This window comes from Vogesella facilis, assembly GCF_042648525.1.
Classification (GTDB): Bacteria; Pseudomonadota; Gammaproteobacteria; order Burkholderiales; family Chromobacteriaceae; genus Vogesella; species Vogesella facilis.
Genome location: NZ_JBHRXN010000020.1, coordinates 23,905 through 47,235, shown reverse-complemented (window position 1 = coordinate 47,235; position 23,331 = coordinate 23,905). Strand labels below are relative to the sequence as shown.

The window sequence follows — 23,331 nt, the reverse complement described above, 5'->3', positions numbered from 1 at the left end:
TGATAGTGCAGATACCTGTGTGAAAGTAGGACACCGCCAGACTCCCCATATGAAGCCCAGCTTGAGTGATCAAGCTGGGCTTAGGTTTACTCGGCCGCTTGCCGGTAAACGACCAGTTTTTCTGGTGACCATAGCAGAGTGGCCCCACGCCTTCCCATTCCGAACAGGACCGTGAAACACTCTAGCGCCGATGATAGTGCGGATACCCGTGTGAAAGTAGGACATCGCCAGAGCCCCTTAAAAAAGCCCAGACATGCGTCTGGGCTTTTTGCATTTGTCGCGTTGCGTATGGGATGGCCGGGTGGCCGGTGGTATCCTCCGCTTTGCTTATCACCTTGCGCCGGCCCGCTGGCCGGCATCCGTCGAGAGTACTGTCATGTCGTATCCCACCCCGTCGTTTGAAGACAAGATCTGCCCGCCGCAGCAATTGGCGGCAAAGTTGGCCGCATTGCCGCGTCCCATCGTGTTCACCAATGGCTGTTTCGATATCCTGCACCGCGGCCACGTCACCTACCTGGCACAGGCGCGGGCATTGGGCGCCAGCCTGGTGCTGGGCCTGAACACCGATGCCTCGGTGAAACGCCAGGGCAAGGGCGATGACCGCCCGATCAATAACGAGCTGAACCGGGCGGCGGTACTGGCGGCGCTGGAGAGCGTCAGCCTGGTGACCTGGTTCGACAGCGACACCCCGGCGGAGCTGATCGCGCAGGTGCAACCGGAGGTGCTGGTGAAAGGGGGCGACTGGACGGTGGACAAGATCGTCGGCAGCGCCGAAACGCTGGCGCGTGGCGGCGAGGTGCACTCTATTCCCTTCCTGTTCGATACCTCCACCACCGCCACCATCAAGAAAATTCGTACCGTGGACGGCCAATGAGCGACCTCGCCTTTGCCGTGCTGCGCCAGTTGGCGGATGGACGCTTTCATTCCGGCGAAGATATGGCGCAGGCACAGGGTTGCTCGCGCACGCTGATCTGGCAGGCAGTGCATCAGCTGGACAGCGAGTTCGGCATCACCGTATTCAGCGTGCGTGGTCAGGGCTACCGCCTGCCGCAGCCGTTCGAGCTGCTGGAAGTGGCGCGCGTGCGCGCCGGGCTGGATGAGTCTGCGGCCAACGTGTGGACGCTGGCCACCGCCGATGAGGTCGACTCCTCCAATACCCAGCTGATGACGCGCGCCGCGCAGGGGGCGCCGCATGGCCTGGTGCTGGCGGCCGAGCGGCAGACCGCCGGCCGCGGCCGCCTGGGGCGCCGCTGGCAGATGCCGCTGGGTGCCGGGCTGACGTTCTCGGTGCTGTGGCGCTTCGAGCGCGGCCTGTCCGGCCTGGCGGGTCTGTCGCTGGTGGTGGGCGTGGCCATGGTACGCGCCTTGCGCCGCTTCGACGTGCCGGTGCAGCTGAAATGGCCGAACGACGTGCTGCTGGACGGCCGCAAGCTGGCCGGCATTCTGATCGAGCTGTCCGGCGATGCGCTGGGTCCGGCTGCGGTGGTGATCGGCATCGGCCTCAACATGGCGTCGCCGGGCGAGGTGGATCAGCCGGTGGCCAATCTGGCCGAGGCGGGCTACCAGGTTGGCCGCAACGCCTTGCTGGCCGAGCTGCTGAACCAGCTGGCCGCGGTGCTGGCCACCTTCGATCGTGACGGTTTCGCCGCCTTCCATGCGGAATGGACGGCCTGCGCCGCCTACCTGCAGCAGCCGGTGCTGTTGCGTTTCAGCCATGGCGAGCCGGTGGCCGGCGTGGCGCTGGGCGTGGATGGCCAGGGCGCGCTGCAGGTGGATACCGCCGCCGGCCCGCGCGTGTTCCATGTCGGCGAAGTCAGCCTGCGGGCGGCGCCATGAAGCTGCTGATCGATGTCGGCAACAGCCGGGTGAAGTGGGCGCTGTGGGATGGTACGCAGCTGGGGCCGGTGACGGCACTGGCGCACGACGCGCTGTCGCGGCTGGCGCAGGACTGGCGTGGGTTGGCGCTGACGGCGGTGTATGCGGCCAACGTGGCATCGGCACAGGTGCGGCAGCAGATCGAGCAGGCTGCCCCGCTGCCGGTGCAGTGGCAGCGCGCGCAGCAAACGGCGCTGGGGGTGCGCAATCACTATCGCAACGTGGCGGAGCAGGGCGCCGACCGCTGGCTGGCAGTGCTGGGCGCGCGCCGGTTGCTGGCCGGCGACGTGGTCATCGCCTGTGCCGGCACGGCGCTGACGGTGGAGGCGTTGACGGCGCAGGGCGACTACCTGGGCGGCTTGATCCTGCCCGGTTATCGGCTGATGCTGCAGGCGCTGGCGCAGAATACCGCCAACCTGGACCGCGCAGCCGGCATGGTCAGCGACTTTCCGCAAGGTACCGAGGATGCGCTGGCCACTGGGGCCATCGACGCGCTGTGCGGCGCCATTCAGCGCATGCAGCAGCGACTGGCGGCACACAGCGGAGGTACGCCGCAACTGCTGCTGACCGGCGGCGATGCCGCGCGGCTGGCGGCGGCCCTCCCGCCGGAGGCGCGGATCGTGGATAATCTGGTGCTTTATGGCTTAGCTAGCGTGGCAGACTGCTGATGAAGTGGCTACTGGGGGCACTATTGGTGCTCAACCTGTTCGCGGGGTTATACGCGCTGATCAAACAAAAACCGGAGCGCGACCTGAAGGCGCAGGAAGTCAACGCGGCGCAGCTGAAGCTGCTGCCGCCGGACTGGAAACCGCCGCAGCTGGCCTCCGCCGCGCTGGCGGAAACCGCGTCCGCGCCACTGGCACTGCCGGCATCGGCGCCGGCGGTGGCCACGTTGCCGTTGGAGCGCCCGGCGGCATCGCAGCCTGCCGCCGCCACGTCGAAACCCGCGGCCAAGCCCGCGCTTGCCGCCAGCGTGACGCCGCCGGCCAGCGCCAGCAAGCCGGCAGATGGCAAGTTGGCGGACAGCAAGCCACTGGCGCCGGCCAAGCCGGCCGAGTCCAAGCCAGTGGGTAGCGCTACCGCCGCGGCCAAGCTGTGCCGCAACTGGGGGCCGCTGGACCCCAAACAGCTGGAGCGGGTGCAGGGCGGCTTGCCGTCGCTGCAGTTGAGCACCGCGCCGGCGGCCAGCGTGAAGGAAGAGCTGCGCGGCTCCGGTCGCATCTGGGTGTTCTACCCGCCGCTGGCGACCCAGGCCGAGACGCAGACCCTGGTGTCCGAGCTACGCAGCAAGGGCTTCGACAGCTACATCGTCAAGACCGCCGGCGAGTTCAAGAACCACTTGTCGCTGGGGCTGTTCAGCAAGCTGGATGCCGCGCAGGCGCTGTTGCAGCGCCTCAAGGAAGCCGGCTACGACAAGGCCAAGCTGGATGTCCGTGGCGAGCGGGCGCGGGTCACCACCTTGAGCTTCAAGGCGCTGGACGAGGCGACCCTGGCGCGACTGCAGGCGCTGCAGCAGCGCTTGCTACCGGGCATCGTGCTGCAGGATTGCCGCTAGCCCCACAGGCAGACCCACGGGTCTGCCTTTTTTATGGCGGCCCGGACGCCGGCGGTGCTGTCATCAATCTGCCATGTTTTTGTCATGACCGTTTGATCGGGCTGTCATGTTGATCGCTTATGGTGGGCAACGCTCAAACCAATGCTTGCCGTCCAACGAGGTCAACATGTCCGACAGCTACAAAATCAAACACCACGGTGTCGAAGCCGCGGCCAACGTATCTGCCAATCCGCTGCTTTCCGATGTGCTGGAAGCGCGCTTTTCCCGTCGCGGCCTGCTGAAGGGTTCCGGCGCCGCCGGGCTGGCCGGCGTGCTGGCCGGCAGCTTTGCCGCGCTGGCCGAGGCGGCGCCGCTGCCGTTCGCGCACAAGCTGCCGCAACTGGGCTTCAAGCCGGTGCCGTTCGGTTTCGACGACAAGGTAGTGGTGCCGGACGGCTATGTGGCGGAGGTGCTGTATGCCTGGGGCGACCCGGTGGGCATCGCCGGCAGTATGCCGGCCTTCAAGCAGGACGCGTCCAACAGCGCCGCCGAGCAGGCGGTGCAGGCCGGCATGCACCACGACGGCATGGCCTACTTCCCGCTGCCGCTGGGGGCGACCGGCTCCAAGCATGGCCTGATGGCCATCAACCACGAATACACCGACGACGGCCTGCTGCACGTCGGCGGCATGCAGCCGTGGAACGGCGACAAGGTGAAGAAGGCGCAGGCGGCGGTGGGGGTGTCCATCATCGAGGTGGAGGCCAGCGGCAAGGGCTGGCAGGTAGTGCGCCCGTCCAAGTACGCGCGCCGCATCACCGCCAACACCCCGATCGCCATCGGTGGCCCGGCGCGCGGCAACGCGCTGATGAAGACCGAGGCCGACCCGCAGGGCGTGGAAATCCTCGGCACCTTCCAGAACTGCGCCAGCGGCCCGACGCCGTGGGGCACCTACCTGACCTGTGAAGAGAACTTCGACGGCGTGTTCGTCAACGAATCCGGCAATCTCACCGAGCTGGAAAAGCGCTATGGCATCAGCAACAAGGACGCCGGCTACCGCTGGGCGTGGGAAGACTTCCGCTTCGACCTGCAGCTGAACCCGAACGAAGCCAACCGCTTTGGCTGGGTGGTGGAAATCGACCCGTTCGACCCCAAGGCCAAGCCGGTGAAGCGCAGCGCACTGGGCCGCTTCAAGCACGAGGGCGCCACCGTCACCATCGCCCCGTCCGGTCATGCCGTGGTGTACATGGGCGACGACCAGCGCTTCGAGTACATCTACAAGTTCGTCTCCAAGAACAAGTACAACGCCAAGAACCGCAAGGCGAATATGAGCCTGCTGGAAGAGGGCACGCTGTACGTGGCGCGCTTCGACGCCGACGGCAACGGCCAGTGGCTGCCGCTGGTGCACGGCCAGCACGGCCTCGCCGCCGACAAGGGCTTTGCCGATCAGGGCGACGTGGTGATCAAGGCGCGCCTGGCTGCCGACCTCCTCGGCGCCACCAAGATGGACCGCCCGGAATGGATCGCCGTGCACAGCCACAAGCCGGGCGAGGTGTACTGCACGCTGACCAACAACTCCGACCGCGGCAAGGACGGCAAGCCGGGCACCGATGCGGCCAACCCGCGCAACAGCAACCTGTTCGGTCACATCATCCGCTGGAACGAAAACGGCGGCGATGCCACCGCCACCGGCTTCAAGTGGGACATCTTCGCGCTGGCCGGGCGCCCGGACGCCGCCAAGCCGGAGCATGTCGGCAATATCAAGGGCGATGCCTTCGGTAGCCCGGACGGCCTGAAGTTCGACCACAACGGCGTGCTGTGGGTGCAGACCGACGTGTCCACCTCCACGGTGAACATGAAGGAATACAAGGGCATGGGCAACAACCAGATGGTGGCGGTGGTGCCGGAAAGCGGCGAATTCCGCCGCTTCCTCTCCGGCCCGAACGGTTGCGAGATCACCGGCCTGGCGTTCACCCCGGACAACAAGACCATGTTCGTCAACATCCAGCACCCGGGTGAGCCGGATTCCGAGCGCAACGACCCGGCCAAGCCGACGGCGATCTCCAGCTGGCCGGATGGCCCGGCGGCCGGCCGCCCGCGTGCCGCCACCGTGGTGGTACGCAAGCGGGATGGCGGCGTGATCGGCAGCTAAACCGACCGCGTGCCTGGAAAACCGCCCTGCATTGCAGGGCGGTTTTGTTTTTTCTGCCGGCAGAATTGCCGGGTGGCGTGGGGACATGGGTTGTTGCGACGCAACAAATAGTGGTTTTTGATTAAGGAACTGGGTATCAACCTGGGTGTGCGTTTCTAAACGGCAGCCACGGTAACGTCATACAGGCCCGGCATTGCCGGGCCTTGTTCATGGCAGTGGCGGGCAACGTTGGCCGTCGGGCTGGCTGCGGTCGCTGGTGGCCGGGTGGCTGGCGAACCAGCTGTGTTGGCCGGCCGCCGCCTCCTGGCCGGACAGCGCCGCGCGCTCGATGCGTTGCAAGCCGTAGCCCAGCAGACAGGGCGACAGGCCGTGGCGGCGCAGGGCGGCGAAGGCGAAGCGGTCGGCCTCGCGCTCGTGTTCGCGGCTGTAGCTGGCATTGGCCAGCGCCATCGGCAGCAGCACGGTGAGGCTGCTGGCATCGCCGGTGATCAGCGTCAGTGCGGCCAGCACCCCTGCGCTTTCCAGCGCGCTGCGCAGGCCGTGACGCGCCTCCACATGGCCGGCTTCGTGCGCTAGGATGGCATCCAGCTCGTCGGCGCGGGTCACCACTTGCAGCAGCTGGTCGGTCACGACAATGCTGCCGCCGGGCAGTGCGAAGGCATTGGCGCCGATGTCCGGCGCATCGCGCAGCAGCAGGGTGTAGCGGTAGCGGCTGTCCGCTGGCAGCAGCGCCGCCAGTCGCGCCTGCAGCGCCTGTTGCCGCGCGACGGGCAGCTGGCTGGGGTGGATCAGTTCCTGTTGCTGCAGCCAGTCCAGGGTGTGCGCGGCCAGCTGCTGTTCGCTGCTGGGCGGTATCCACTGCACCAGCACGCCGGCCAGCAGCGGCAGCCCGTAGCGCCAGGCGGCCCAGCACACGGCGATGGCCGCCAGCAGGGTGCCCAGCAGCGCACGCCAGCTGTGCAGCAGCCAGTGGCTGCCGCGCTCCGCCAGTGGCAGGCCGCCCAGCAGGCGGCGGATCGCCACCCGGTCGGCCACCTCCAGCGTGCTGCCGTCCGGCAGCTGCAGCATGTCCGGCAGGGTGTCGACGCCGGCCTCCAGTCGCACCTCGCGCAGCAGGTAGCGGCGGCTGTCGTTGCCGGCGCTGACCACCAGCTCGTCGTCGCTGCGGCCAACGTTGGCCGCACGGGCTTGCGGGCTTTTGCCGTCCCGCCACCAGGCCGCGATGGTCACCATCCCAGATCCAGTTCCAGCAGCTCGGCCAGTTCGTCGCCACGGGCGTCGTCCAGTGCGTTGAGATCGGCATGCAGGCTGGCCAGATCGCCGGCGCCGAACAGCGCGCTGTGCTCCAGCAGCGTGCGCAGGCTGCGGATGCGCAGCCACGGCCAGGCCAGGCCCAGGCTGCACAGCAGCGCCAGCGCGTTGGAGAGATGCAGCCACAGCATGTGGCCGGTGCGCAGCCAGCACTCGATGCGGTGCGACTGGCCGTGCAGTTCCAGCGTGGTGTGGTTCAGCAGCACGCGCTGGATGGCCATGTTCGCGTAGCCCATGCTGGCCAGCAGCCAGGCCAGCAGCATGGCGCCGATGAAGGTGAAGTCGACGCTGTGCATGCTGCCGGCGCCGAACAGCCGGTTGACGATGGCGGGCAGGCCGATGGCGTTGCCGGTTTGCCAGATCAGGGCACCGAGCGCGCCGAGGGCGGCCAGATACAGCAAGGCGCTGAGCAGGCTGCCCAGCCCGGCCAGGTACAGGCGGCCGATACAGTCATGCTGCTTCAGGCTGGCCTGCCCCAGCGTGCTGTGTTGCAGCAGGTAGCGGCGCTTGATCAGCATGGCGCGTGGCCACAGCAGGCCGAAGGACAGCGCGGTGGTCAGCCAGCTCTTGAAGAACACCCAGTAGGCCGGGCGTACCTGGCCGCTGAAGCGCAGCCGCAGCTGGTTCCAGCTGGTATTGGCCAGGCGGAAGCGCATCGCCTGCACCGCGATCCAGGGCGCGATGGCGAAGGCGGCCAGGCCCAGCATGCCCTGCAGCGCGGGCGACCAACGGCCGGACAGCTGCCACAGCGTGAACAGCGCCAGCATCAGCAGCCGGCCTTTCAGGATGGCGCCGGGCTTGCCGTGATAGTCGAAGCGGCCGCCGGCCAAGCGGGTGTGACCGTACAGAAAGCGCTGCGTGCGTACCTTGGCCCAGGCCGAATACAGCCCCAGCGTCAGCACCGTCAGCAGCATATTGCCCAGCCACAGCCGGTAGTAGCCGCTAGTGCTGGCGCTGAACTCGAACGGCAGGCAGTCCTTGCGCGGCGGTTGTAGTGCTGCGGCGGTGTCGTGCATCGCGTACTCCCGGTTAAGTGTTTAATTTTCCATCACAAGCTTGCCGTTGCTGCGGCAACACGGCACACTGCGCACTCCTGCGCCGAGGGGCGCGGCAGCCTCCACCCGTCGGCTGTGCAAGATGGACGGGAATCGTCGGCCCGCGGCCCAAACAATCATCGCAGCGGCCGGCGTGCTCTGTTCCGGAGCGTTTCATGACTGACCTCATCAAGGGTGACGGTGCCATCCGTCGTCAAAGCCTGTACGGCTCTTCCATCGAAAACACTTACGCCGGCGTGCTGTCGTTCATGCGCCGCAATTACACGCGCAATCTGGACGGCGTGGACGTGGTGGTTTCCGGCATTCCGCTGGACCTGTCCGTGACCTTCCGTTCCGGCGCGCGCCAGGGCCCGCAGGCCATCCGCGCCGCCAGCGTGCAGCTGGCGGAACTGAAGCCCTACCCGTGGGGCTTCGACCCGTTTGACGACCTGGCGGTGGTCGACTACGGCGATTGCTGGTTCGATGCGCACAACCCGCTCACCATCAAGCCGTCCATCATCGAGCATGCCCGTACCATCCTGGCCTCTGGCGCCAAGATGCTCACCTTCGGCGGCGACCACTTCGTTACCTACCCGCTGCTGATCGCGCACGCCGAGAAGTATGGCAAGCCATTGGCATTGTTGCACTTCGATGCGCACTGCGATACCTGGCCGGACGACGAGCCGGACAGCCTGAACCACGGCACCATGTTCTACAAGGCGGTGAAGGAAGGCCTGGTGGACCCGGCGAAATCGGTACAGGTCGGCATCCGAACCTGGAACGACGACTTCATGGGCATCAACGTGCTGGACGCGCCGTGGGTGCACGACAACGGCGTGGACGCCACCATCGCCGAGATCAAGAAGACCATCGGCGACGCGCCGGTGTACGTCACCTTCGATATCGACTGCCTGGACCCGGCCGCGGCGCCGGGTACCGGCACCCCGGTACCGGGCGGCCTCAGCACCGCGCAGGCGCTGAAGATCATCCGCAACCTGGGCGATCTCAACATCGTCGGCATGGACGTGGTGGAAGTGGCGCCCAGCTACGACCAGAGCGAAATCACCGCCCTCGCCGCCGCGCACATCGCCTGTGACATGCTGTGCCTGATGCGTAACAAGAAGGTGGCAGGCAAGCTGTAAGCAGGCTGCCAGCCCATGCGGCCAACGTTGGCCGCAAACAGAAACCGCGCCGGGTGCAGACCGGGCGCGGTTTTTTCATGGGCTGGCCGCTTCAGTGCGGGACGAGCAGCAGCAACAGCAGCAGGCTCTCGCACACTTCGATGCCGGCGCCGAGGCAGTCGCCGCTCATGCCGCCGAGTTTGCGTTTGAGATAGCCCCACCAGCACAGCCCAGCCAGCGGCGCCAGCAGCAGTGGCGGCGCCAGCCACCACGAGGCGGCGGCCAGCAGCAGCGCGGACAGCCAGAAGCTGGGCCAGTGCGTGCGCCAGGCGAAGCGCTCGCCGCTGCCGGGCGCCAGGCTGGGCAGCGTTGCCGACCAGGCCACGGCGAACAGCCGCGGCCACGCCGGCAGCAGCAGCAGCGGTGCAAGGTTGGCCGCAAGCGTGATAAGCCTGGCGGCCAGTCCGTCTGCTAGCCCGGACCCGCCCAGCGCAGCCGGGGAAATACCCTCTGCCGGTAGCGCATGCTGCACCAGCAGCATCAGCAGCACCAGCTTGGCGAGCAGCTGCAGCGCCATGCTCATCACGCCGAAGCTGCCCAGGTGCGGATCTTTCAGTACCTCGAGGAAACGTTCGCGCGAGCGGTGGGCAGCGCCCAGCGCGTCGGCGAGGTCGGCCAGGCCGTCGATATGCAGGCCGCCGGTTACCCACAGCCAGGCCAGCAGCCCCAGCAGTGCCGCCAGCCACGGATCAATCAGGCTGCCGGCCAGCAGCGCCAGCCACACCGCGGCGCCCACCAGTACGCCCACCGCGGCGAACCAGCGCGCGGCGTCGGCCAGCCAGGCCGGGTCGAAATGTTTGAGCTGCGGCGTGGGCAGCCGGGTCAGGAACTGGATGGCAAGAATCAGCGAACGCATGGGCAGGGACAGGTTGGCCGCAAGGCGGCGTTGGTCGTGGTGCAACGGCACGGCGGCGCGGCTGCGGCGTTGGTGCATGGCGACGGCGGCAGGTGGCCGTCGCGCACTACACAGTATCGCCGAAGTGCCGCCGAGATGGCTGCGCGGCTTAGCGCGGCGGCGGCTCCGGCGTTTCCAGCCGCAGCAGGTAGGCCGGGTGGCCGTCGAGGATGGACAGCTGCGCGAAGCCGCCGCGCTGCACCGCCATCAGCCGGGCGACGTTGAAGTCGGTGCCCAGCAGCTCGGCCAGCAGCACGTTGATCACGCCGCCGTGGCTCACCAGCACGCGGTGGCTGCCGCGCGCTTCGCGCATCCAGCCGGCAAAGCCCGCTAGCACGCGGCGGCGGAAGGCGTCGAAGCGCTCGCCGCCTGCCGGCGTCAGCAGGCCGCGCGCCAGCAGCGTCTGCCAGTCCGGCGTTTCGGCGGCGATATCGGCCAGCGGGCGCTGCTCCCAGCTGCCGAAATCGCATTCGGCCAGCAGCGGCGCCACATGCAGCGGCACGCCGCAGGCCAGCGCCTGCTGCACGGCGAACTCGCGGCAGCGCAGCAGCGGCGAGGTGGCGATGGCGGTGACCGGCGCATGCCGCACGATGCGCTGCCAGCTGGCGGCCATCGCCGTGCGGCCGACATCGTTCAGTGGCAGGTCCGTGCTGCCGATCAGCCGGCCGCGGTGGTCGATGTCGCCGTGGCGCAGCAGGGTCAGGGTGTAGGGGTTCACTCGTTTTTACCGGCCACGCCGGCCTCGGCAAAGGTGGCCATGCCGGCGTGCAGGGCGATGGCCTGCTGCAGCAGCGGAATCGCCAGCGCCGCGCCGGAGCCTTCGCCCAGGCGCAGGCCGAAGTCGAGCAGCGGCGACAGCCCCAGCGCCGCCAGCGCCAGCGCGTGGCCGGTTTCCTGCGAGCAGTGGCTGGCCAGCAGCCACGGGGTGAGATCCGGATCGATGGCCTGCGCCGCCAGCGCGGCGGCAGTGCTGATGAAGCCATCCAGCAGCAGCGGCACGCCCTGCGCCGCGCCTTCCAGGTAGAAGCCGGCGATGGCGGCGATTTCCAGCCCGCCCAGCTCGGCCAGCAGCGCCTGGCCGTCCAGATCCGGCGCCACGCGCGCCAGCGCGTCGGCCACCACCTGGCGCTTGTGCGCCAGCGCGGTATCACCCACGCCGGTGCCGCGGCCGACGATGGCCTCCGGGCTGTGGCCGCTTAGCCGGCAGATCAGCGCCGCCGACGGCGTGGTGTTGCCGATGCCCATGTCGCCGGCGATCAGCAGGTTGGCGCCGTCGGCAATGGCGCGGCGCGCGGCCATGCGGCCAACCTCCAGCGCGGCGGCGCACTGCTCGGCGCTCATCGCCGGCTCGCGGCGGATGTTGCCGCTGCCGGCGCGCACCTTGGCGTGCACGATGGGTAGAGCGGCCAGGTCGGCAGCCACGCCGGCATCCACCACTTCCAGTCGCGTCTGATTGGCGCGCGCCAACACGCTGATGGCGGCGCCGCCGTGCACGAAGTTGGCCACCATGGCGGCGGTGACCTCCGGCGGGTAGGCGGACACGCCGTCGGCGCACACGCCGTGATCGCCGGCGAACACGGTGATGGCTGGCTGCAGCGGCTGCGGGATGTCGCGGCCTTGCAGGCCGGCTAGGGTGATGGCGAGTTCTTCCAGCTTGCCCAGGCTGCCGGCGGGTTTGGTCAGCTGTTGCTGGCGCGCTGCGGCGGCGTGACGGGCGGCGAGATCGGGGGCGGGGATGCGGGGCATGGGGTTTCCTTGCTGCCGCGGCGCGCATTGGCGCGCAGCCGGCGGATGATGATGGCGCGACCATACGGCAGGCCCCGCCCGCTGGCAATGTCTTGCGCCGGAATAAGCAAATCGCCGCGCGCTGCGGCAGCCACTGCCGGCAGCGGGTATAATCTGTGTCCTGCAGGTGTCCGGCATGTAACAGGCCGGATGAAACGGGAAGCCGGTGCAAGTCCGGCGCTGTCCCCGCAACGGTAAGGCCTGATGACGCGCGTCATCCAGGAGCGACCACAAGCCACTGCCCGATGGGCGGGAAGGCGTCGCCCCGCACGGCCCAGCCCGGAGACCGGCCTGCAGTCGGACGCGGCGGAATCGCGTCCATGCTGGAGCATCGCGGGGAGGCGATCTGACAGTTCGCAGCTATTCCCACCGCTTGCGTGCGTCCTTGTATTTCTCCGCACTCCGTTTTTTTCTACCTGGAGTGTGACTCAAATGTTCAACTACAAACCGTTGGCCGCGCTGGTAGCGCTGGCCTGTGCCCCGGCCGCGCTGGCCGCCTCCGTTACCCAGCTGGATGAAGTGGTGGTGACTGCCACGCGCGTATCGACCCCGGTTGCCAAGGTGCTGTCCGATGTGACCGTGCTGGGCCGCGAGGAAATCGAGCAGTCCGGCAGCCTGAGTCTGCCGGAGTTCCTGGCACGGCAGGCAGCGGTGGAAATCTATAACAACGGTGGTGAAGGCAAGTCCGGCGGCATCTATCTGCGTGGCACCAATTCCGGTCATGTGTTGGTGCTGGTGGATGGCATGCGGATTGTGTCTGCTACCGCGGGTAGCACTTCGCTGCAGTACATCCCGCTGGCGGCGGTGGAGCGCATCGAGATTGTGCGCGGCCCAGCGTCCAGCCTGTATGGTGCCGACGCCATCGGTGGCGTGATCCAGATTTTCACCAAGAAAGGCGACGGCGAGCCGAACGTGCAGACCAATGTCGGTGTTGGTTCAGATGGCAAACGCCAGGTCGGTGCCGGCATCAGTGGCAAAACCGGTAGCACCAGCTATAGCCTGGCATTCGACCACAACCAGACCAATGGTTTTTCGGCAACCAATTCTGGGGTGTCCTACGGCTATAACCCGGATCGTGACGGTTACGACAACACTACTTATTTGGCCAGCGTGCAACACGAGTGGGCTGCCGGTCACAGCATTGGCGTAACGCTATACCAGACCGAGGCGATTTCCGAGTACGACTCCAGCCCTGACGCGCAGGATGAAGAACATGCCCGTCTAGCCGGCCAGAGTGTGGAGCTGAAGGATCAGCTAACCGGCGACTGGCTGAGCACATTGCGCTACAGCCATACTGATGACCGTTCCATCAGCTACACCAATGGCAACTTCGACCAGTCTGACAGCACCTTTGAAACCCGTCAGGATGAATGGCTGTGGCAGAGTGATATCCAGCTGGCGCCGGGCCAGCAGCTGACTGTAGGTGTCTCCAATGTCGAACAGCACGTGCTGAGCTCGACGGCCTTTACCACCACCAGCCGTAGCGTCAACGCGGCCTTTGCCGGCTACCAGGGCGAATTTGGTGCCCATCGCCTGCAAGGCAGTGTGCGTTATGACGATAACTCGCAGTTTGGTGGCAAGCGTACCGGCCAGATTGGCTATGGCTTTGTTCCTGCCGAGGGTTGGCTGCTGCGTGCGGCTTATGGCACGGCCTACAAGGCGCCGACATTCAATGATCTGTACTACCCGCTTTCTTATGGCTACCAGGGCAACCCTAACCTGAAACCGGAAGAGGCGACCAACCGGGAACTGGCGATAGATTGGCGGCAAGGTGCCAATTTTGTAAAGCTGACGGCATTCGATAACAAAATCGATAACCTGATTGAAACAACCGACGATTACTCGACAGTAAACAACATTGGTCGCGCCCGTATCTCCGGACAAACGCTGGAGACTGGCAGTGCGTTCGGTGTTTTCTCAGTTGCGGCCAACCTGACATCGCAGCGTGCCCGCGACCTGGACAGCGGCAAATTGCTGAAAAACCGCGCCAAGCTGTTTGGCGGCGTTACCGCCGGGCTGCAGCAGGCGCGTACACGCTGGACTGCCGAATGGCGCTTCAGTGGCCGCCGTCCTGCCAATAGCAGCAATAGCGAGTATCTGGATGGCTATGGTGTGGTTAACCTGGGGGCCGATTACCAGCTGAACCCGCACTGGACCATCGGTACCCGTCTGACCAATATTGCCGACAAACAGTACGAAACCGCCAAGGGCTACAACCAGGCGGGTCGTGGCTGGCTGCTGACTGCCCGTTACAGCAACTAAGTGAGTTTCGATGCAACACCTCATCACCGGCGGCGCCCGCAGCGGCAAGAGCCGCTTTGCCGAACAACTGGCGCTGGCGCATGCCGGGCCGGTGCGCTATGTGGCTACCGCCGAGCGGCGCGCCGGTGACGAGGCGTTTGCCGCGCGCATCGCGCAGCACCAGTCGCGCCGCCCGGCCGGCTGGCAGCTGCACGAGCCGGGGCGGGAACTGGCAGCGGCGATCGCCACTGCCGGTGTCGGTGAACTGTTGCTGGTGGACTGCATCGGCATGTGGCTGATGCGCTTCTTCGGCGCGGATGGCGGTTTTGACCGGGCCGGCTGGCAGCAGCAGCGCGATGCCTTGCTGGCAGCGCTGGCCGTGACGCCGGCCCGCGTGCTGCTGGTAAGCAATGAGATCGGCTGGGGCGTGGTGCCGCTGGGCGAGGAAACCCGCGTGTTCGTCGACGAACTGGGCTGGCTGAACCAGGCGCTGGCGGCCGTGTGCCAGCAGGTGACGCTGGTGGCATGCGGCCAACCTTTGTGCCTGAAAGGCGCGGCATGAGGCGGCTGCTGTTGGCCGCCTGGCTGCTGGCGGCGTTGCCGGTGGGGGCGCAGGTTGGCGTGCGCGACGGGCTGGGGCAGTTGCTGAGCCTGCCGGCGCCGGCACGGCGCATCGTGGCGTTGTCGCCGCATCTGGTGGAAGACCTGTACGCCATCGGCGCCGAGCGGCAGCTGGTGGCGGCGGTGGATTACAGCGATTACCCGCCGGCGGCGCGGCAGTTGCCGCGGGTGGGCGGCTACAGCGGCATCAGTCTGGAGGCGATACTGCGCCAGCGGCCGGACCTGGTGCTGGCCTGGCGCGATGGCGGCAATGGCCGCGAGCTGGCACGGCTGCGCGAGCTGGGCATTCCGGTCTACATCAGCGCGCCGGTGGCGCTGGCGGATGTCGCCAGCGAGTTGCGCCGGCTGGGTACGCTGACCGGCCGCGCCGCGCCGGCCGAAGCTGCCGCACGGCAATATGAAGACGGGCTGCGGACGCTGCAGCGCCGGCATGCGCGCGCGGCGCCGCTGCGGGTGTTCGTGCAGGTGGGCGACAACCCGCTGTTTACCGTCAGCAGCCGCAGTTTTCTTGGCTCCTTACTGACGCTGTGCGGCGGGCGCAATGTGTTTGCCGCCGCGCCGTTGCCGGCGCCGCAGGTCAGCAACGAGGCGGTGCTGGCCGCCCGTCCGCAGGTGATGCTGGCTTTCGATGCGTCGCTGCCGGCGCGCTGGCAACGTTGGCCGCAGCTGCCGGCGGTGCGCGACCGGCTGCAGTTCACGTTGGCGCCCGATCCGGTCAGCCGGCCCGGCCCGCGCCTGCTGGAGGGTGCGGCCAACGTGTGTGCCGCGCTGAACAGCGCCCGCCACAAGCTGGGTTTGACGCCCTCCTGACGCCCCGTTATCCTCGCCGCCATGGAACATGAACTCGACTATCTGGAAAGCCGTGTCGCCGCGCTGATTGCGCGCCTGCACGAGCTGGATGCGCAAAACAGCCGCCTTGCCGCCGCGCTGGGCGAATCGCTGCGCGACAATGCCGAGCTGAAGTTTGCGCTGGAAGAAACCCGCCACCGCGTGGCCGCGCTGATGGAACGGCTGCCAAAGGAGGAAGAGGCATGAGCGATGTGGTTCAGGTCGACGTGACCCTGCTGGGGCGTCAGTTCACCATCGGCACGCCCAGCGACGAGCGCGCCACGCTGGAACAGGCGGTGCGCCTGCTGGCCGACAAGATCGACACCATCCAGGCCGGTGGCCGGGTGATGGACGCCGACAAAGTGGCGATCATGGCGGCGCTGAATATCGCCCACGACCTGCTGAAGGTAAAAGTCGGCGATGGCGGCTTGGAGATGGCCACGATCCAGCGTAAAATACATTCCATGAGCGAGGCCGCCGATCAGGCGCTGTCCGCCAGTCAGCAGAAGCTGTTCTAGCCGCTGCCGACGACACAGAACATCCGTTTACCCCCTGCGGTGTTCGAGAAGGCTCCTAAATTCCTTTGTACCAATGCGTTCGCTTTGGTTGCTAGTAGAAGTTGCAGGTGTGCCGTGCCCCTTGCGGGTACGCCCGAAGCAACGTGCAGGCGACCCCCTGGAAACAGGGTACAAGCGAATTTTGCCGGATCGACACTCGCGGGGGACTCCCATCCCCCGGCCAAGTCTGCCTGATGACTATTAACCACCCCGTTGCCGACAAGCAGGCGCTGCGTCGCCAGGTGCGCCGCGCGCGCATGGCGCTGACGCCGCAACAGCGCGCCGCCGCAATGCGTGCGGTGACGCGGCATGCGTCGCGCTTCCTGCGCCGCGACAAGCGTATCGGCGCCTATCTGGCGGCCGGCTCCGAACTGGACCTGGATGTGCTGATCAGCACCGCGCTGTGGCGCGGTGGCAATGTGTTCCTGCCGCAGATTCCCGCTGGCAGCCGTCGGCTGTGGTTCAGCCGCCTGGGCGGCGAGCGCCGCTGGTACCAGCACCCGCGCTACGGCATTGCCGAGTACGACGGGGTCTGCTTGCGGGCGGAAAAACTCGACGTGCTGTTTGTGCCGCTGCTGGCGGTGGATGCCGACGGCTACCGCATGGGGCAGGGCGGCGGCTTTTACGACACCACGCTGGCCTTCCGCCAGCGCCATCCAGCGCGCCGGCCGCTGCTGGTGGGCGTGGCCTACGACTGCCAGCGCGTGGCGCGGGTGCCGCGCGAGCCGTGGGATGTGCGCCTGGACTACCTGGTGACCGAGAGCGGGCTGTACCGCTTCCGCTGAGCACTGTCGCATTCGGTCACATATCCACACACTTTTTGTAACGATCTCCGCGCCACAGTCTGATAGGCTGAAACTGTCATTTCACAGGAGTTGCCCGATGAAACGCGATTGGCACAACAAGGCACTGCTGGCCGCCATCAGTCTGTCACTGGTAGGCATGCCGGTGCTGGCCGCCCCGCCGGAAGGCAAGGGCAATAACGGTAACCATGGCCAGAACGACGGCTATGGCAACCCGGTGATCCTGCCGCAGCATGGCAAGTCGCACGGCAAGCCCGAGCACGGCCAGCGCCACGACAAGCAGGATAAACAGGGCAAGCACAGCTACGGCGAGCGTCGCGACGAGCAACGCTACCAGCGTGGCGGCATCAGCGTGACCGACGCCCGCCGCTTCGCCTACGAATCGCACCTGGACTACCGCGACTACCGCGCGCTGCCGCCGGGCATCCGCATGAACCTGGCGCGCGGCAAGCCGCTGCCGCCGGGCATCGCCAAGCGGCAGGTGCCGCACGACCTGCTGGTGCGCCTGCCGCGGCACCCGGGCTACGAGTGGCAGGTGGTGGGTACCGACCTGCTGCTGGTGACGGTCGGCACGCTGATCGTGCACGAGATCCTGAAAGACGTGTTCCTGCACTAAGCAGCGCTATCGTTCACCGCTGCAAGGCCGCCCGGCATGCCGGGCGGCCTTGTCGTTTGCTGCGCGACCGCGGGGTAAAAGGGGTGACGGCCAGCGGCACGGGCGGAGATAATGCCACCATCGTTGCAATCACTGGGCCGGCATTCCGCGTCGGCCGACGGAGCAGAGCCATGCGCTACTGGCTGATGAAGTCCGAGCCGGACGAGGTGGGCATCGACCACCTTGCGGCCAACCCCGACACGCGGTTCGAGTGGACCGGCGTGCGCAACTACCAGGCGCGCAACTTCATGCGTGACGACATGCAGCCGGGCGACCTGCTGCTGTTCTGGCATTCCTCCTGCCCCGAGCCGGGCATCGCCGGCATCGCCGAGGTGGCGAGCGCCGCGCATGCCGACTCCAGCCAGTTCGATCCGGCCAGCCCCTACCACGACGCCAAATCCGACCCGGCCAATCCGCGCTGGCAGTGCGTGGACGTGCGCTTCGTGAAAAAGACGCGGCTGGTGTCGCCGCAGGAGCTGCGCCAGCACCCGCCGCTGGCGGAGATGACGGTGCTCAAGCGCGGCAACCGGCTGTCGATCACCCCGGTAACGGCCGAGGAATGGGCCTACCTGCACGAGATGGTGCTGTGATGCTGTCGCTATCCATGTTCGCGGTATTGCTGGGCTTTGGCGCGCTGGCTGGTTTTCTGGCCGGGCTGCTGGGGGTAGGCGGCGGGCTGGTGATCGTGCCGGTGGTGGTGGGCGTGCTGGAGGCGGCGCGGCTGGGTGGCAGCCACGTGCAGCACCTGGCGGTGGGCACCTCGCTGGCGGTGATGGTGTTCACCAGTTTTTCCAGCGTGCTGGCGCACCACAAGAAGGGCGCGGTGGACTGGCGCATCGTGCGTGGCATGGCGCCGGGCATGGTGCTGGGCACCCTCGGCGGCAGCCTGCTGGCCGGGCTGATTCCCAGCGTCGCGCTGCGCTGGTTCTTCGTGCTGTACGCCTATGTGATCGGCGTGCAGATGTTTCTCGGCGCCAAGCCGGCGGCCAGCCGCGACATGCCGGGCGTGGCCGGGCAGGGCGCCGCCGGCGGCGTCATCGGCATGGTGTCCAGCTGGGTGGGCATCGGCGGCGGCTCGATGAGCGTGCCGTTCATGGGCTGGTGCAATGTGCCGGTGCACACCGCCATCGCCACCAGCGCCGCGCTGGGCTGGCCTATCGCGGTGTCCGGTGCCATCGGCTACCTGCTCAGCGGCTGGCAGCAGCCCGGCCTGCCGTGGGGCGCCGTGGGTTTCGTCTACCTGCCGGCGATGCTGGCGTTGATGCTGATGACGGTGCTGCTGGCGCCGCTGGGGGCGCGCGCCGCGCATGCGCTGCCAGTGGCCAAGCTGAAAAAGGCCTTCGCCGTGCTGATGGTGGTGATGGCCACGGAAATGCTGTTCGGCCTGTTGCGCCACGGTTGAGCCGGCGACGGTGGCGCGAGGCGTCGTTGGCAGTGGCCGGCAGTGGCATGCCGCGAGCGGCCTGCGCCGGCGTGTGCAAGGTTGGCCGCATGCGGCCAACCTTGCTGTTTTTTTGGGCAGTGGGCCGGTATGCCGCCTCGCCGTGGTCGCCATGCGCCGTATATAATGCCCCGATTGATTTTGCTCGCCATTTTTCGCCTTTCTCAGACAAAGAACATCATGCAAGAACATTACAGCCCGCGCGAAATCGAAGCCGCCGCGCAACAGAAATGGCAGCAGACCGCCGCCTTCAAGGCCGTGGAAGACACTTCGCGTCCCAAGTACTACGCGCTGTCCATGTTCCCGTACCCGTCCGGCAAGCTGCACATGGGTCACGTGCGCAACTACTCCATTACCGACGTGCTGGCGCGCTTCAAGCGTCACCAGGGCTTCAACGTGCTGCAGCCGATGGGCTGGGACGCCTTCGGCCTGCCGGCCGAGAACGCGGCGATGAAGAATGGTGGCGCGCCGGCAGCCTGGACCTACGCCAACATCGAGTACATGAAGCAGCAGCTGGACAGCCTGGGCTTCGCGCTGGACTGGGAGCGCGAGCTGGCCACCTGCAAGCCGGACTACTACCGCTGGGAACAGTGGCTGTTCACCCGTCTGTTCCAGAAGGGCGTGATCTACAAGAAAAACGGCGTGGTGAACTGGGACCCGGTGGACCACACCGTACTGGCCAACGAGCAGGTGGTGGATGGCCGCGGCTGGCGCTCCGGCGCGCTGGTGGAAAAGCGCGAAATCCCGATGTACTACTTCGCCATCACCCAGTACGCCGACGAGCTGCTGAACGATCTGGACAAGCTGGACGGCTGGCCGGAACAGGTCAAGACCATGCAGCGCAACTGGATCGGCAAGAGCTTCGGTGCCGAGGTGACCTTCGGCTATGACCAGGCCAGCATCGGCCACGACGGCCAGCTGAAGGTGTACACCACCCGTCCGGACACCCTGATGGGCGCCACCTACGTGGCGGTGGCTGCCGAGCACCCGCTGGCCACCCAGGCTGCTGCGGCCAACCCTGCGCTGGCTGCCTTCGTCGCCGAATGCAAGAAGGGCGGCGTGTCCGAAGCCGACATCGCCACCCAGGAAAAACGCGGCATGGATACCGGCCTGTTCGTGATCCACCCGCTGACCGGCGCCAAGCTGCCGGTATGGGTAGCCAACTATGTGCTGTGGGGCTACGGCGAAGGCGCGGTAATGGCGGTGCCGGCGCACGACGAGCGCGATTTCGAGTTTGCCAACAAATACCAGCTGGCCATCAAGCAGGTGTACCGCCAGGCCGACGGCGCAGACAGTTTCGATGCCGCCAACTGGCAGGAGTGGTACGGCGCCAAGGACGGCCTCACTACCGTGAACAGTGGCAAGTACGACGGCAAGGACTTTGCCGGCGCCTTTGACGCCATCGTTGCCGACCTGGAAGCCAAGGCTGCCGGCGCCAAGAAAACCCAGTACCGCCTGCGCGACTGGGGTATCAGCCGCCAGCGCTACTGGGGCTGCCCGATTCCCATCGTGCACTGCCCGAGCTGCGGCGACGTGCCGGTGCCGGAAAAAGACCTGCCGGTGGTGCTGCCGGAAAACGTGATTCCGGATGGCGCCGGCAGCCCGCTGGCCAAGATGCCGGAATTCTACGAAACCAGCTGCCCCAAGTGCGGCGGCGCGGCCAAGCGCGAAACCGACACCATGGACACCTTCGTGGAATCCAGCTGGTACTACGCGCGCTACGCCAGCCCTAAGTGCGACACCGCGATGCTGGACAAAGATGCGGCCAACTACTGGCTGCAGGTGGACCAGTACGTCGGCGGCATCGAACACGCCATCCTGCACCTGCTGTACGCCCGCTTCTTCCACAAGCTGATGCGTGACGAAGGCCTGGTGGACAGCGACGAGCCGTTCAAGAGTCTGCTCACCCAGGGCATGGTGGTGTGCGAGACCTTCCACCGCGACCTGCCCAACGGCGCCAAGGACTGGATCGCCCCGCAGGACGTGGTGCTGGAGCGCGACGGCAAGGGCAAGATCATTGCCGCCACCCACCGCGTGGACGGTCAGCCGGTGCAGATCGGCGGTATCGAGAAGATGTCCAAGTCCAAGAACAACGGCGTGGACCCGCAGGAGTTCATCGAGAAATACGGCGCCGACACCGCGCGCCTGTTCATGATGTTCGCCGCGCCGCCGGACCAGTCGCTGGAATGGTCGGACGCCGGTGTGGAAGGCGCGCACCGCTTCCTGAAGCGGCTGTGGAAGACCGCCCGCGAGCACGTGGCTGCCGGCATCACCGCCGCGTATACCGGTGGCGAGCTGAATGCCAGCCAGAAGGAGCTGCGCTTCAAGCTGCACAGCACCATCCAGAAGGTGAGCGACGACTACGGCCGCCGCCAGCAGTTCAACACCGCCATCGCCGCGGTGATGGAGCTGCTGAACACCTTCGACAAGGCCGATACCAGCGGTGAGGTTGGCCGCGCCGTGGCGCAGGAAGTGCTGGAAGCTGCCACCGTGCTGCTGTCGCCGATCGTGCCGCACGTTACCGACGCCATCTGGAGTGAACTGCAGCCGGGCAGCGAGCTGCTGAACGCGCCGTGGCCGCAGGTAGACGAAGCCGCACTGGTGAAGAGCGAGCTGGAGCTGATGATCCAGGTCAACGGCAAGCTGCGCGGCAGCATCACCGTGGCCGCCGATGCCGCCAAGGATGCCATCGAGGCCGCCGCGCTGGCGCACGACAACGTGGTCAAGTTCATGGAAGGCAAGCCGGCCAAGAAAGTGATCGTGGTGCCGGGCCGCCTGGTCAACATCGTGGTGTAAACCGTTTCGCGGCGCTCCGGCGCCGCGACGCTTACCCGGCGGCGCGGCCCATCCCGCGCCGCTGTCACATGGAAGAGCTGCAATGAAACGAATGCTGCGCAACATCGCCCTGCTGGCCTGCATCGGCACCCTGTCCGCCTGCGGCTTCCAGCTGCGCGGGCTGTCCACCCCGCTGTCGCAGAGCGCCCCGCTGAGCTTCACCTCCCTGCGCATCGCCCAGGCCGGCAGCCTGCAGTCGGCGCTGGAAACCGCGCTGCGCCGCGACGGCCGCATCCAGTTCGACAACCTCAAGGGCAATGCCGACGCGGTGCTGCGCATCGTCGACGAGGAAGACCGCAAGGATGTGCTGGGCGTCAGCCTGGCCGGCGACGTTAACGAATACATGCTGATCTACAGCGTGCGCGCCACCGTGCAGCGCCTGCAGGACGAGGCGCCGCTGCCGCTGTCCATCACCCTGCGCCGCACCATGAGCTACAGCGATTCGGTGACGCTGGGCAAGGAGCGCGAAGAGGCATTGCTGCGCGCCGACATGCGCAAGGAAGCCGCCGATCAGCTGGTGCGTCGCCTGGGCTACCTGCCGGCGCCGGGAAGCAAGGCCGATGCCGGCAAACAGCCCTGAGGCGCTGAAGGAGCAGCTGGCGCGTGGTGCGCCGGCGCCGCTGTACCTGGTGTACGGCGAGGAGGCACTGCTGGCGCTGGAGGCGGCCGATGGCATCCGCGCCGCGGCGCGCGCCGCCGGCTACCTGGAGCGCGAGGTGCTGACGGTGGAAGGCGGCAACTTCGACTGGTCGCAGCTGCGCGATGCCATGAGCAGCGTATCGCTGTTCGCCTCGCTCAAGCTGCTGGAGATCCGCATCCCCGGCGGCAAGCCCGGCACCGAGGGCGGCGAGGCGCTGCAGCTGCTGGCGGCCAATCCGCCGCCGGATACCATCACCCTGATCCAGCTGCCCAAGCTCGACAAGACGCAGCAGAAGAGCAAATGGTTCACCGCGCTGGAAAAGAGCGCGGTACTGGTGGAGGCGCGGCCGGTAGGCCGCAACGAGCTGCCGGCGTGGATCGCACGCCGCCTCAAGCTGCAGGGCCAGACGCTGGGTCACGATGCCGCGGTGTTCTTCGCCGACCGGGTGGAAGGCAACCTGCTGGCGGCCAAGCAGGAAATCGACAAGCTGGCGCTGCTGCATCCGCCGGGCGAGCTGACGCTGGAGCAGCTGCGCGAGGCGGTGGCCAACGTGGCGCGCTTCGATGTGTTCCATCTGTCGGAAAGCTGGCTGGCCGGCGACACCGCCCGCGCCACGCGCATGCTGGACGGGCTGGAGGCGGAAGGCGAGGCGCCGGTGCTGGTGTTGTGGTCGTTCACCGAGGATGTGCGCATGCTGATCCGTCTCGGCCGCGGCCTGCAGGAAGGCCGCACCGTGCGTGACATGGCCAACGAGCTGCGGCTGTGGGGCGACAAGCAGCGGCTGGCGGAGCCGGCACTGAAGCGCATCGGCGGCAAGCAGCTGATGGCGGCGCTGGCCGAGTGCGCGCGCATCGACCGCCAGATCAAGGGCGTGGAGCCGGGCGAGCCGTGGCACAGCCTGAAACGGCTGGCGGCCAGGTTGGCCGCACGCTGAGCAGGCGGCAAC

23 protein-coding genes, 1 rRNA gene, 1 other RNA gene and 1 riboswitch are annotated in these 23,331 nt (G+C 67.1%); of the genes, 20 read left to right on the top strand and 5 right to left on the bottom strand.

Features of this window, described 5'->3' with window-relative positions:
- Nucleotides 1-120 precede the first annotated feature (120 nt).
- The 6 genes from rrf to ACFOLG_RS08210 all read left to right on the top strand — a co-directional run bounded on the left by rrf (nucleotide 121) and on the right by ACFOLG_RS08210 (nucleotide 5,558).
- Nucleotides 121-233: ribosomal RNA gene (rrf, locus tag ACFOLG_RS08235) — 5S ribosomal RNA — on the top strand.
- A gap of 143 nt (nucleotides 234-376) precedes the next feature.
- Nucleotides 377-874, top strand: coding sequence for a D-glycero-beta-D-manno-heptose 1-phosphate adenylyltransferase (rfaE2, locus tag ACFOLG_RS08230; RefSeq protein WP_386090632.1), 498 nt, complete (start codon nucleotides 377-379; stop codon nucleotides 872-874).
- Nucleotides 871-1,836 (top strand): biotin--[acetyl-CoA-carboxylase] ligase, encoded by a 966-nt coding sequence (locus ACFOLG_RS08225; RefSeq protein WP_386090629.1) that lies wholly within the window; start codon nucleotides 871-873, stop codon nucleotides 1,834-1,836. The genes rfaE2 and ACFOLG_RS08225 overlap by 4 nt, the downstream gene beginning before the upstream one ends.
- Nucleotides 1,833-2,543, top strand: a complete 711-nt coding sequence (locus ACFOLG_RS08220; protein WP_386090626.1) for a type III pantothenate kinase — start codon at nucleotides 1,833-1,835, stop codon at nucleotides 2,541-2,543. The genes ACFOLG_RS08225 and ACFOLG_RS08220 overlap by 4 nt, the downstream gene beginning before the upstream one ends.
- On the top strand, nucleotides 2,543-3,430 hold the full coding sequence (locus ACFOLG_RS08215; protein ID WP_386090623.1) for an SPOR domain-containing protein: 888 nt from the start codon (nucleotides 2,543-2,545) through the stop codon (nucleotides 3,428-3,430). The genes ACFOLG_RS08220 and ACFOLG_RS08215 overlap by 1 nt, the downstream gene beginning before the upstream one ends.
- A 166-nt stretch (nucleotides 3,431-3,596) precedes the next feature.
- On the top strand, nucleotides 3,597-5,558 hold the full coding sequence (locus ACFOLG_RS08210) for a PhoX family protein (RefSeq protein WP_386090620.1): 1,962 nt from the start codon (nucleotides 3,597-3,599) through the stop codon (nucleotides 5,556-5,558).
- A gap of 207 nt (nucleotides 5,559-5,765) precedes the next feature.
- On the opposite strand, the gene ACFOLG_RS08205 is transcribed toward ACFOLG_RS08210, so the two are convergent.
- Both ACFOLG_RS08205 and ACFOLG_RS08200 read right to left on the bottom strand, forming a co-directional pair.
- On the bottom strand, nucleotides 5,766-6,791 hold the full coding sequence (locus ACFOLG_RS08205; protein WP_386090618.1) for a M48 family metallopeptidase: 1,026 nt from the start codon (nucleotides 6,789-6,791) through the stop codon (nucleotides 5,766-5,768).
- On the bottom strand, nucleotides 6,785-7,885 hold the full coding sequence (locus ACFOLG_RS08200) for a YjgN family protein (protein WP_386090615.1): 1,101 nt from the start codon (nucleotides 7,883-7,885) through the stop codon (nucleotides 6,785-6,787). The genes ACFOLG_RS08205 and ACFOLG_RS08200 overlap by 7 nt, the downstream gene beginning before the upstream one ends.
- Before the next feature lie 194 nt (nucleotides 7,886-8,079).
- Here ACFOLG_RS08200 and speB point away from each other — a divergent pair, with 194 nt between their 5' ends.
- Nucleotides 8,080-9,045, top strand: a complete 966-nt coding sequence (gene speB / locus ACFOLG_RS08195; protein WP_386090612.1) for an agmatinase — start codon at nucleotides 8,080-8,082, stop codon at nucleotides 9,043-9,045.
- 91 nt (nucleotides 9,046-9,136) lie between these two features.
- Here speB and ACFOLG_RS08190 read toward each other — a convergent pair whose 3' ends face one another.
- From ACFOLG_RS08190 to cobT, 3 genes are all read right to left on the bottom strand, one after another.
- The gene (locus tag ACFOLG_RS08190) at nucleotides 9,137-10,018 is read right to left on the bottom strand and encodes an adenosylcobinamide-GDP ribazoletransferase (protein WP_386090609.1); all 882 of its coding nucleotides are present in this window, start codon (nucleotides 10,016-10,018) and stop codon (nucleotides 9,137-9,139) included.
- A 70-nt stretch (nucleotides 10,019-10,088) separates the two neighbouring features.
- Nucleotides 10,089-10,697, bottom strand: a complete 609-nt coding sequence (locus tag ACFOLG_RS08185; RefSeq protein WP_386090606.1) for a histidine phosphatase family protein — start codon at nucleotides 10,695-10,697, stop codon at nucleotides 10,089-10,091.
- Nucleotides 10,694-11,725: a nicotinate-nucleotide--dimethylbenzimidazole phosphoribosyltransferase gene (cobT, locus tag ACFOLG_RS08180; protein ID WP_386090603.1), complete on the bottom strand. Its 1,032-nt coding sequence runs from the start codon at nucleotides 11,723-11,725 to the stop codon at nucleotides 10,694-10,696. The genes ACFOLG_RS08185 and cobT overlap by 4 nt, the downstream gene beginning before the upstream one ends.
- 147 nt (nucleotides 11,726-11,872) lie before the next feature.
- Nucleotides 11,873-12,073: riboswitch (cobalamin riboswitch) on the top strand.
- Between the two features lie 123 nt (nucleotides 12,074-12,196).
- Between cobT and ACFOLG_RS08175 the strand changes: the two genes are divergently transcribed.
- The 13 genes from ACFOLG_RS08175 (at nucleotide 12,197) to holA (ending at nucleotide 23,319) form a co-directional block, all read left to right on the top strand.
- Complete coding sequence (locus tag ACFOLG_RS08175) at nucleotides 12,197-14,026, top strand: TonB-dependent receptor domain-containing protein (RefSeq protein WP_386090600.1); 1,830 nt, start codon at nucleotides 12,197-12,199, stop codon at nucleotides 14,024-14,026.
- A 10-nt stretch (nucleotides 14,027-14,036) separates the two neighbouring features.
- The gene (gene cobU, locus ACFOLG_RS08170) at nucleotides 14,037-14,567 is read left to right on the top strand and encodes a bifunctional adenosylcobinamide kinase/adenosylcobinamide-phosphate guanylyltransferase (protein ID WP_386090597.1); all 531 of its coding nucleotides are present in this window, start codon (nucleotides 14,037-14,039) and stop codon (nucleotides 14,565-14,567) included.
- Complete coding sequence (locus ACFOLG_RS08165; protein ID WP_386090594.1) at nucleotides 14,564-15,436, top strand: cobalamin-binding protein; 873 nt, start codon at nucleotides 14,564-14,566, stop codon at nucleotides 15,434-15,436. The genes cobU and ACFOLG_RS08165 overlap by 4 nt, the downstream gene beginning before the upstream one ends.
- Before the next feature lie 21 nt (nucleotides 15,437-15,457).
- Nucleotides 15,458-15,661: a hypothetical protein gene (locus tag ACFOLG_RS08160; RefSeq protein WP_349587950.1), complete on the top strand. Its 204-nt coding sequence runs from the start codon at nucleotides 15,458-15,460 to the stop codon at nucleotides 15,659-15,661.
- The gene (locus ACFOLG_RS08155) at nucleotides 15,658-15,972 is read left to right on the top strand and encodes a cell division protein ZapA (RefSeq protein WP_386090591.1); all 315 of its coding nucleotides are present in this window, start codon (nucleotides 15,658-15,660) and stop codon (nucleotides 15,970-15,972) included. The genes ACFOLG_RS08160 and ACFOLG_RS08155 overlap by 4 nt, the downstream gene beginning before the upstream one ends.
- A gap of 28 nt (nucleotides 15,973-16,000) precedes the next feature.
- A non-coding RNA gene (gene ssrS / locus ACFOLG_RS08150) (6S RNA) lies at nucleotides 16,001-16,181 on the top strand.
- 24 nt (nucleotides 16,182-16,205) lie between these two features.
- Nucleotides 16,206-16,796: a 5-formyltetrahydrofolate cyclo-ligase gene (locus tag ACFOLG_RS08145; protein WP_386090588.1), complete on the top strand. Its 591-nt coding sequence runs from the start codon at nucleotides 16,206-16,208 to the stop codon at nucleotides 16,794-16,796.
- Nucleotides 16,797-16,893: 97 nt separating this feature from the next.
- Nucleotides 16,894-17,430 (top strand): anti-virulence regulator CigR family protein, encoded by a 537-nt coding sequence (locus ACFOLG_RS08140; protein ID WP_386090585.1) that lies wholly within the window; start codon nucleotides 16,894-16,896, stop codon nucleotides 17,428-17,430.
- A gap of 170 nt (nucleotides 17,431-17,600) precedes the next feature.
- A complete protein-coding gene (locus ACFOLG_RS08135) occupies nucleotides 17,601-18,059 on the top strand; it encodes an EVE domain-containing protein (protein ID WP_386090582.1) in 459 nt (152 codons plus the stop codon).
- A complete protein-coding gene (locus ACFOLG_RS08130; protein WP_386090579.1) occupies nucleotides 18,059-18,871 on the top strand; it encodes a sulfite exporter TauE/SafE family protein in 813 nt (270 codons plus the stop codon). The genes ACFOLG_RS08135 and ACFOLG_RS08130 overlap by 1 nt, the downstream gene beginning before the upstream one ends.
- A 219-nt stretch (nucleotides 18,872-19,090) precedes the next feature.
- Nucleotides 19,091-21,706 (top strand): leucine--tRNA ligase, encoded by a 2,616-nt coding sequence (gene leuS, locus ACFOLG_RS08125; protein ID WP_386090576.1) that lies wholly within the window; start codon nucleotides 19,091-19,093, stop codon nucleotides 21,704-21,706.
- Between the two features lie 82 nt (nucleotides 21,707-21,788).
- On the top strand, nucleotides 21,789-22,325 hold the full coding sequence (locus tag ACFOLG_RS08120; RefSeq protein WP_386090573.1) for an LPS-assembly lipoprotein LptE: 537 nt from the start codon (nucleotides 21,789-21,791) through the stop codon (nucleotides 22,323-22,325).
- Nucleotides 22,306-23,319, top strand: coding sequence for a DNA polymerase III subunit delta (gene holA, locus ACFOLG_RS08115; RefSeq protein ID WP_386090570.1), 1,014 nt, complete (start codon nucleotides 22,306-22,308; stop codon nucleotides 23,317-23,319). The genes ACFOLG_RS08120 and holA overlap by 20 nt, the downstream gene beginning before the upstream one ends.
- The last annotated feature ends 12 nt before the right edge of the window (nucleotides 23,320-23,331 follow it).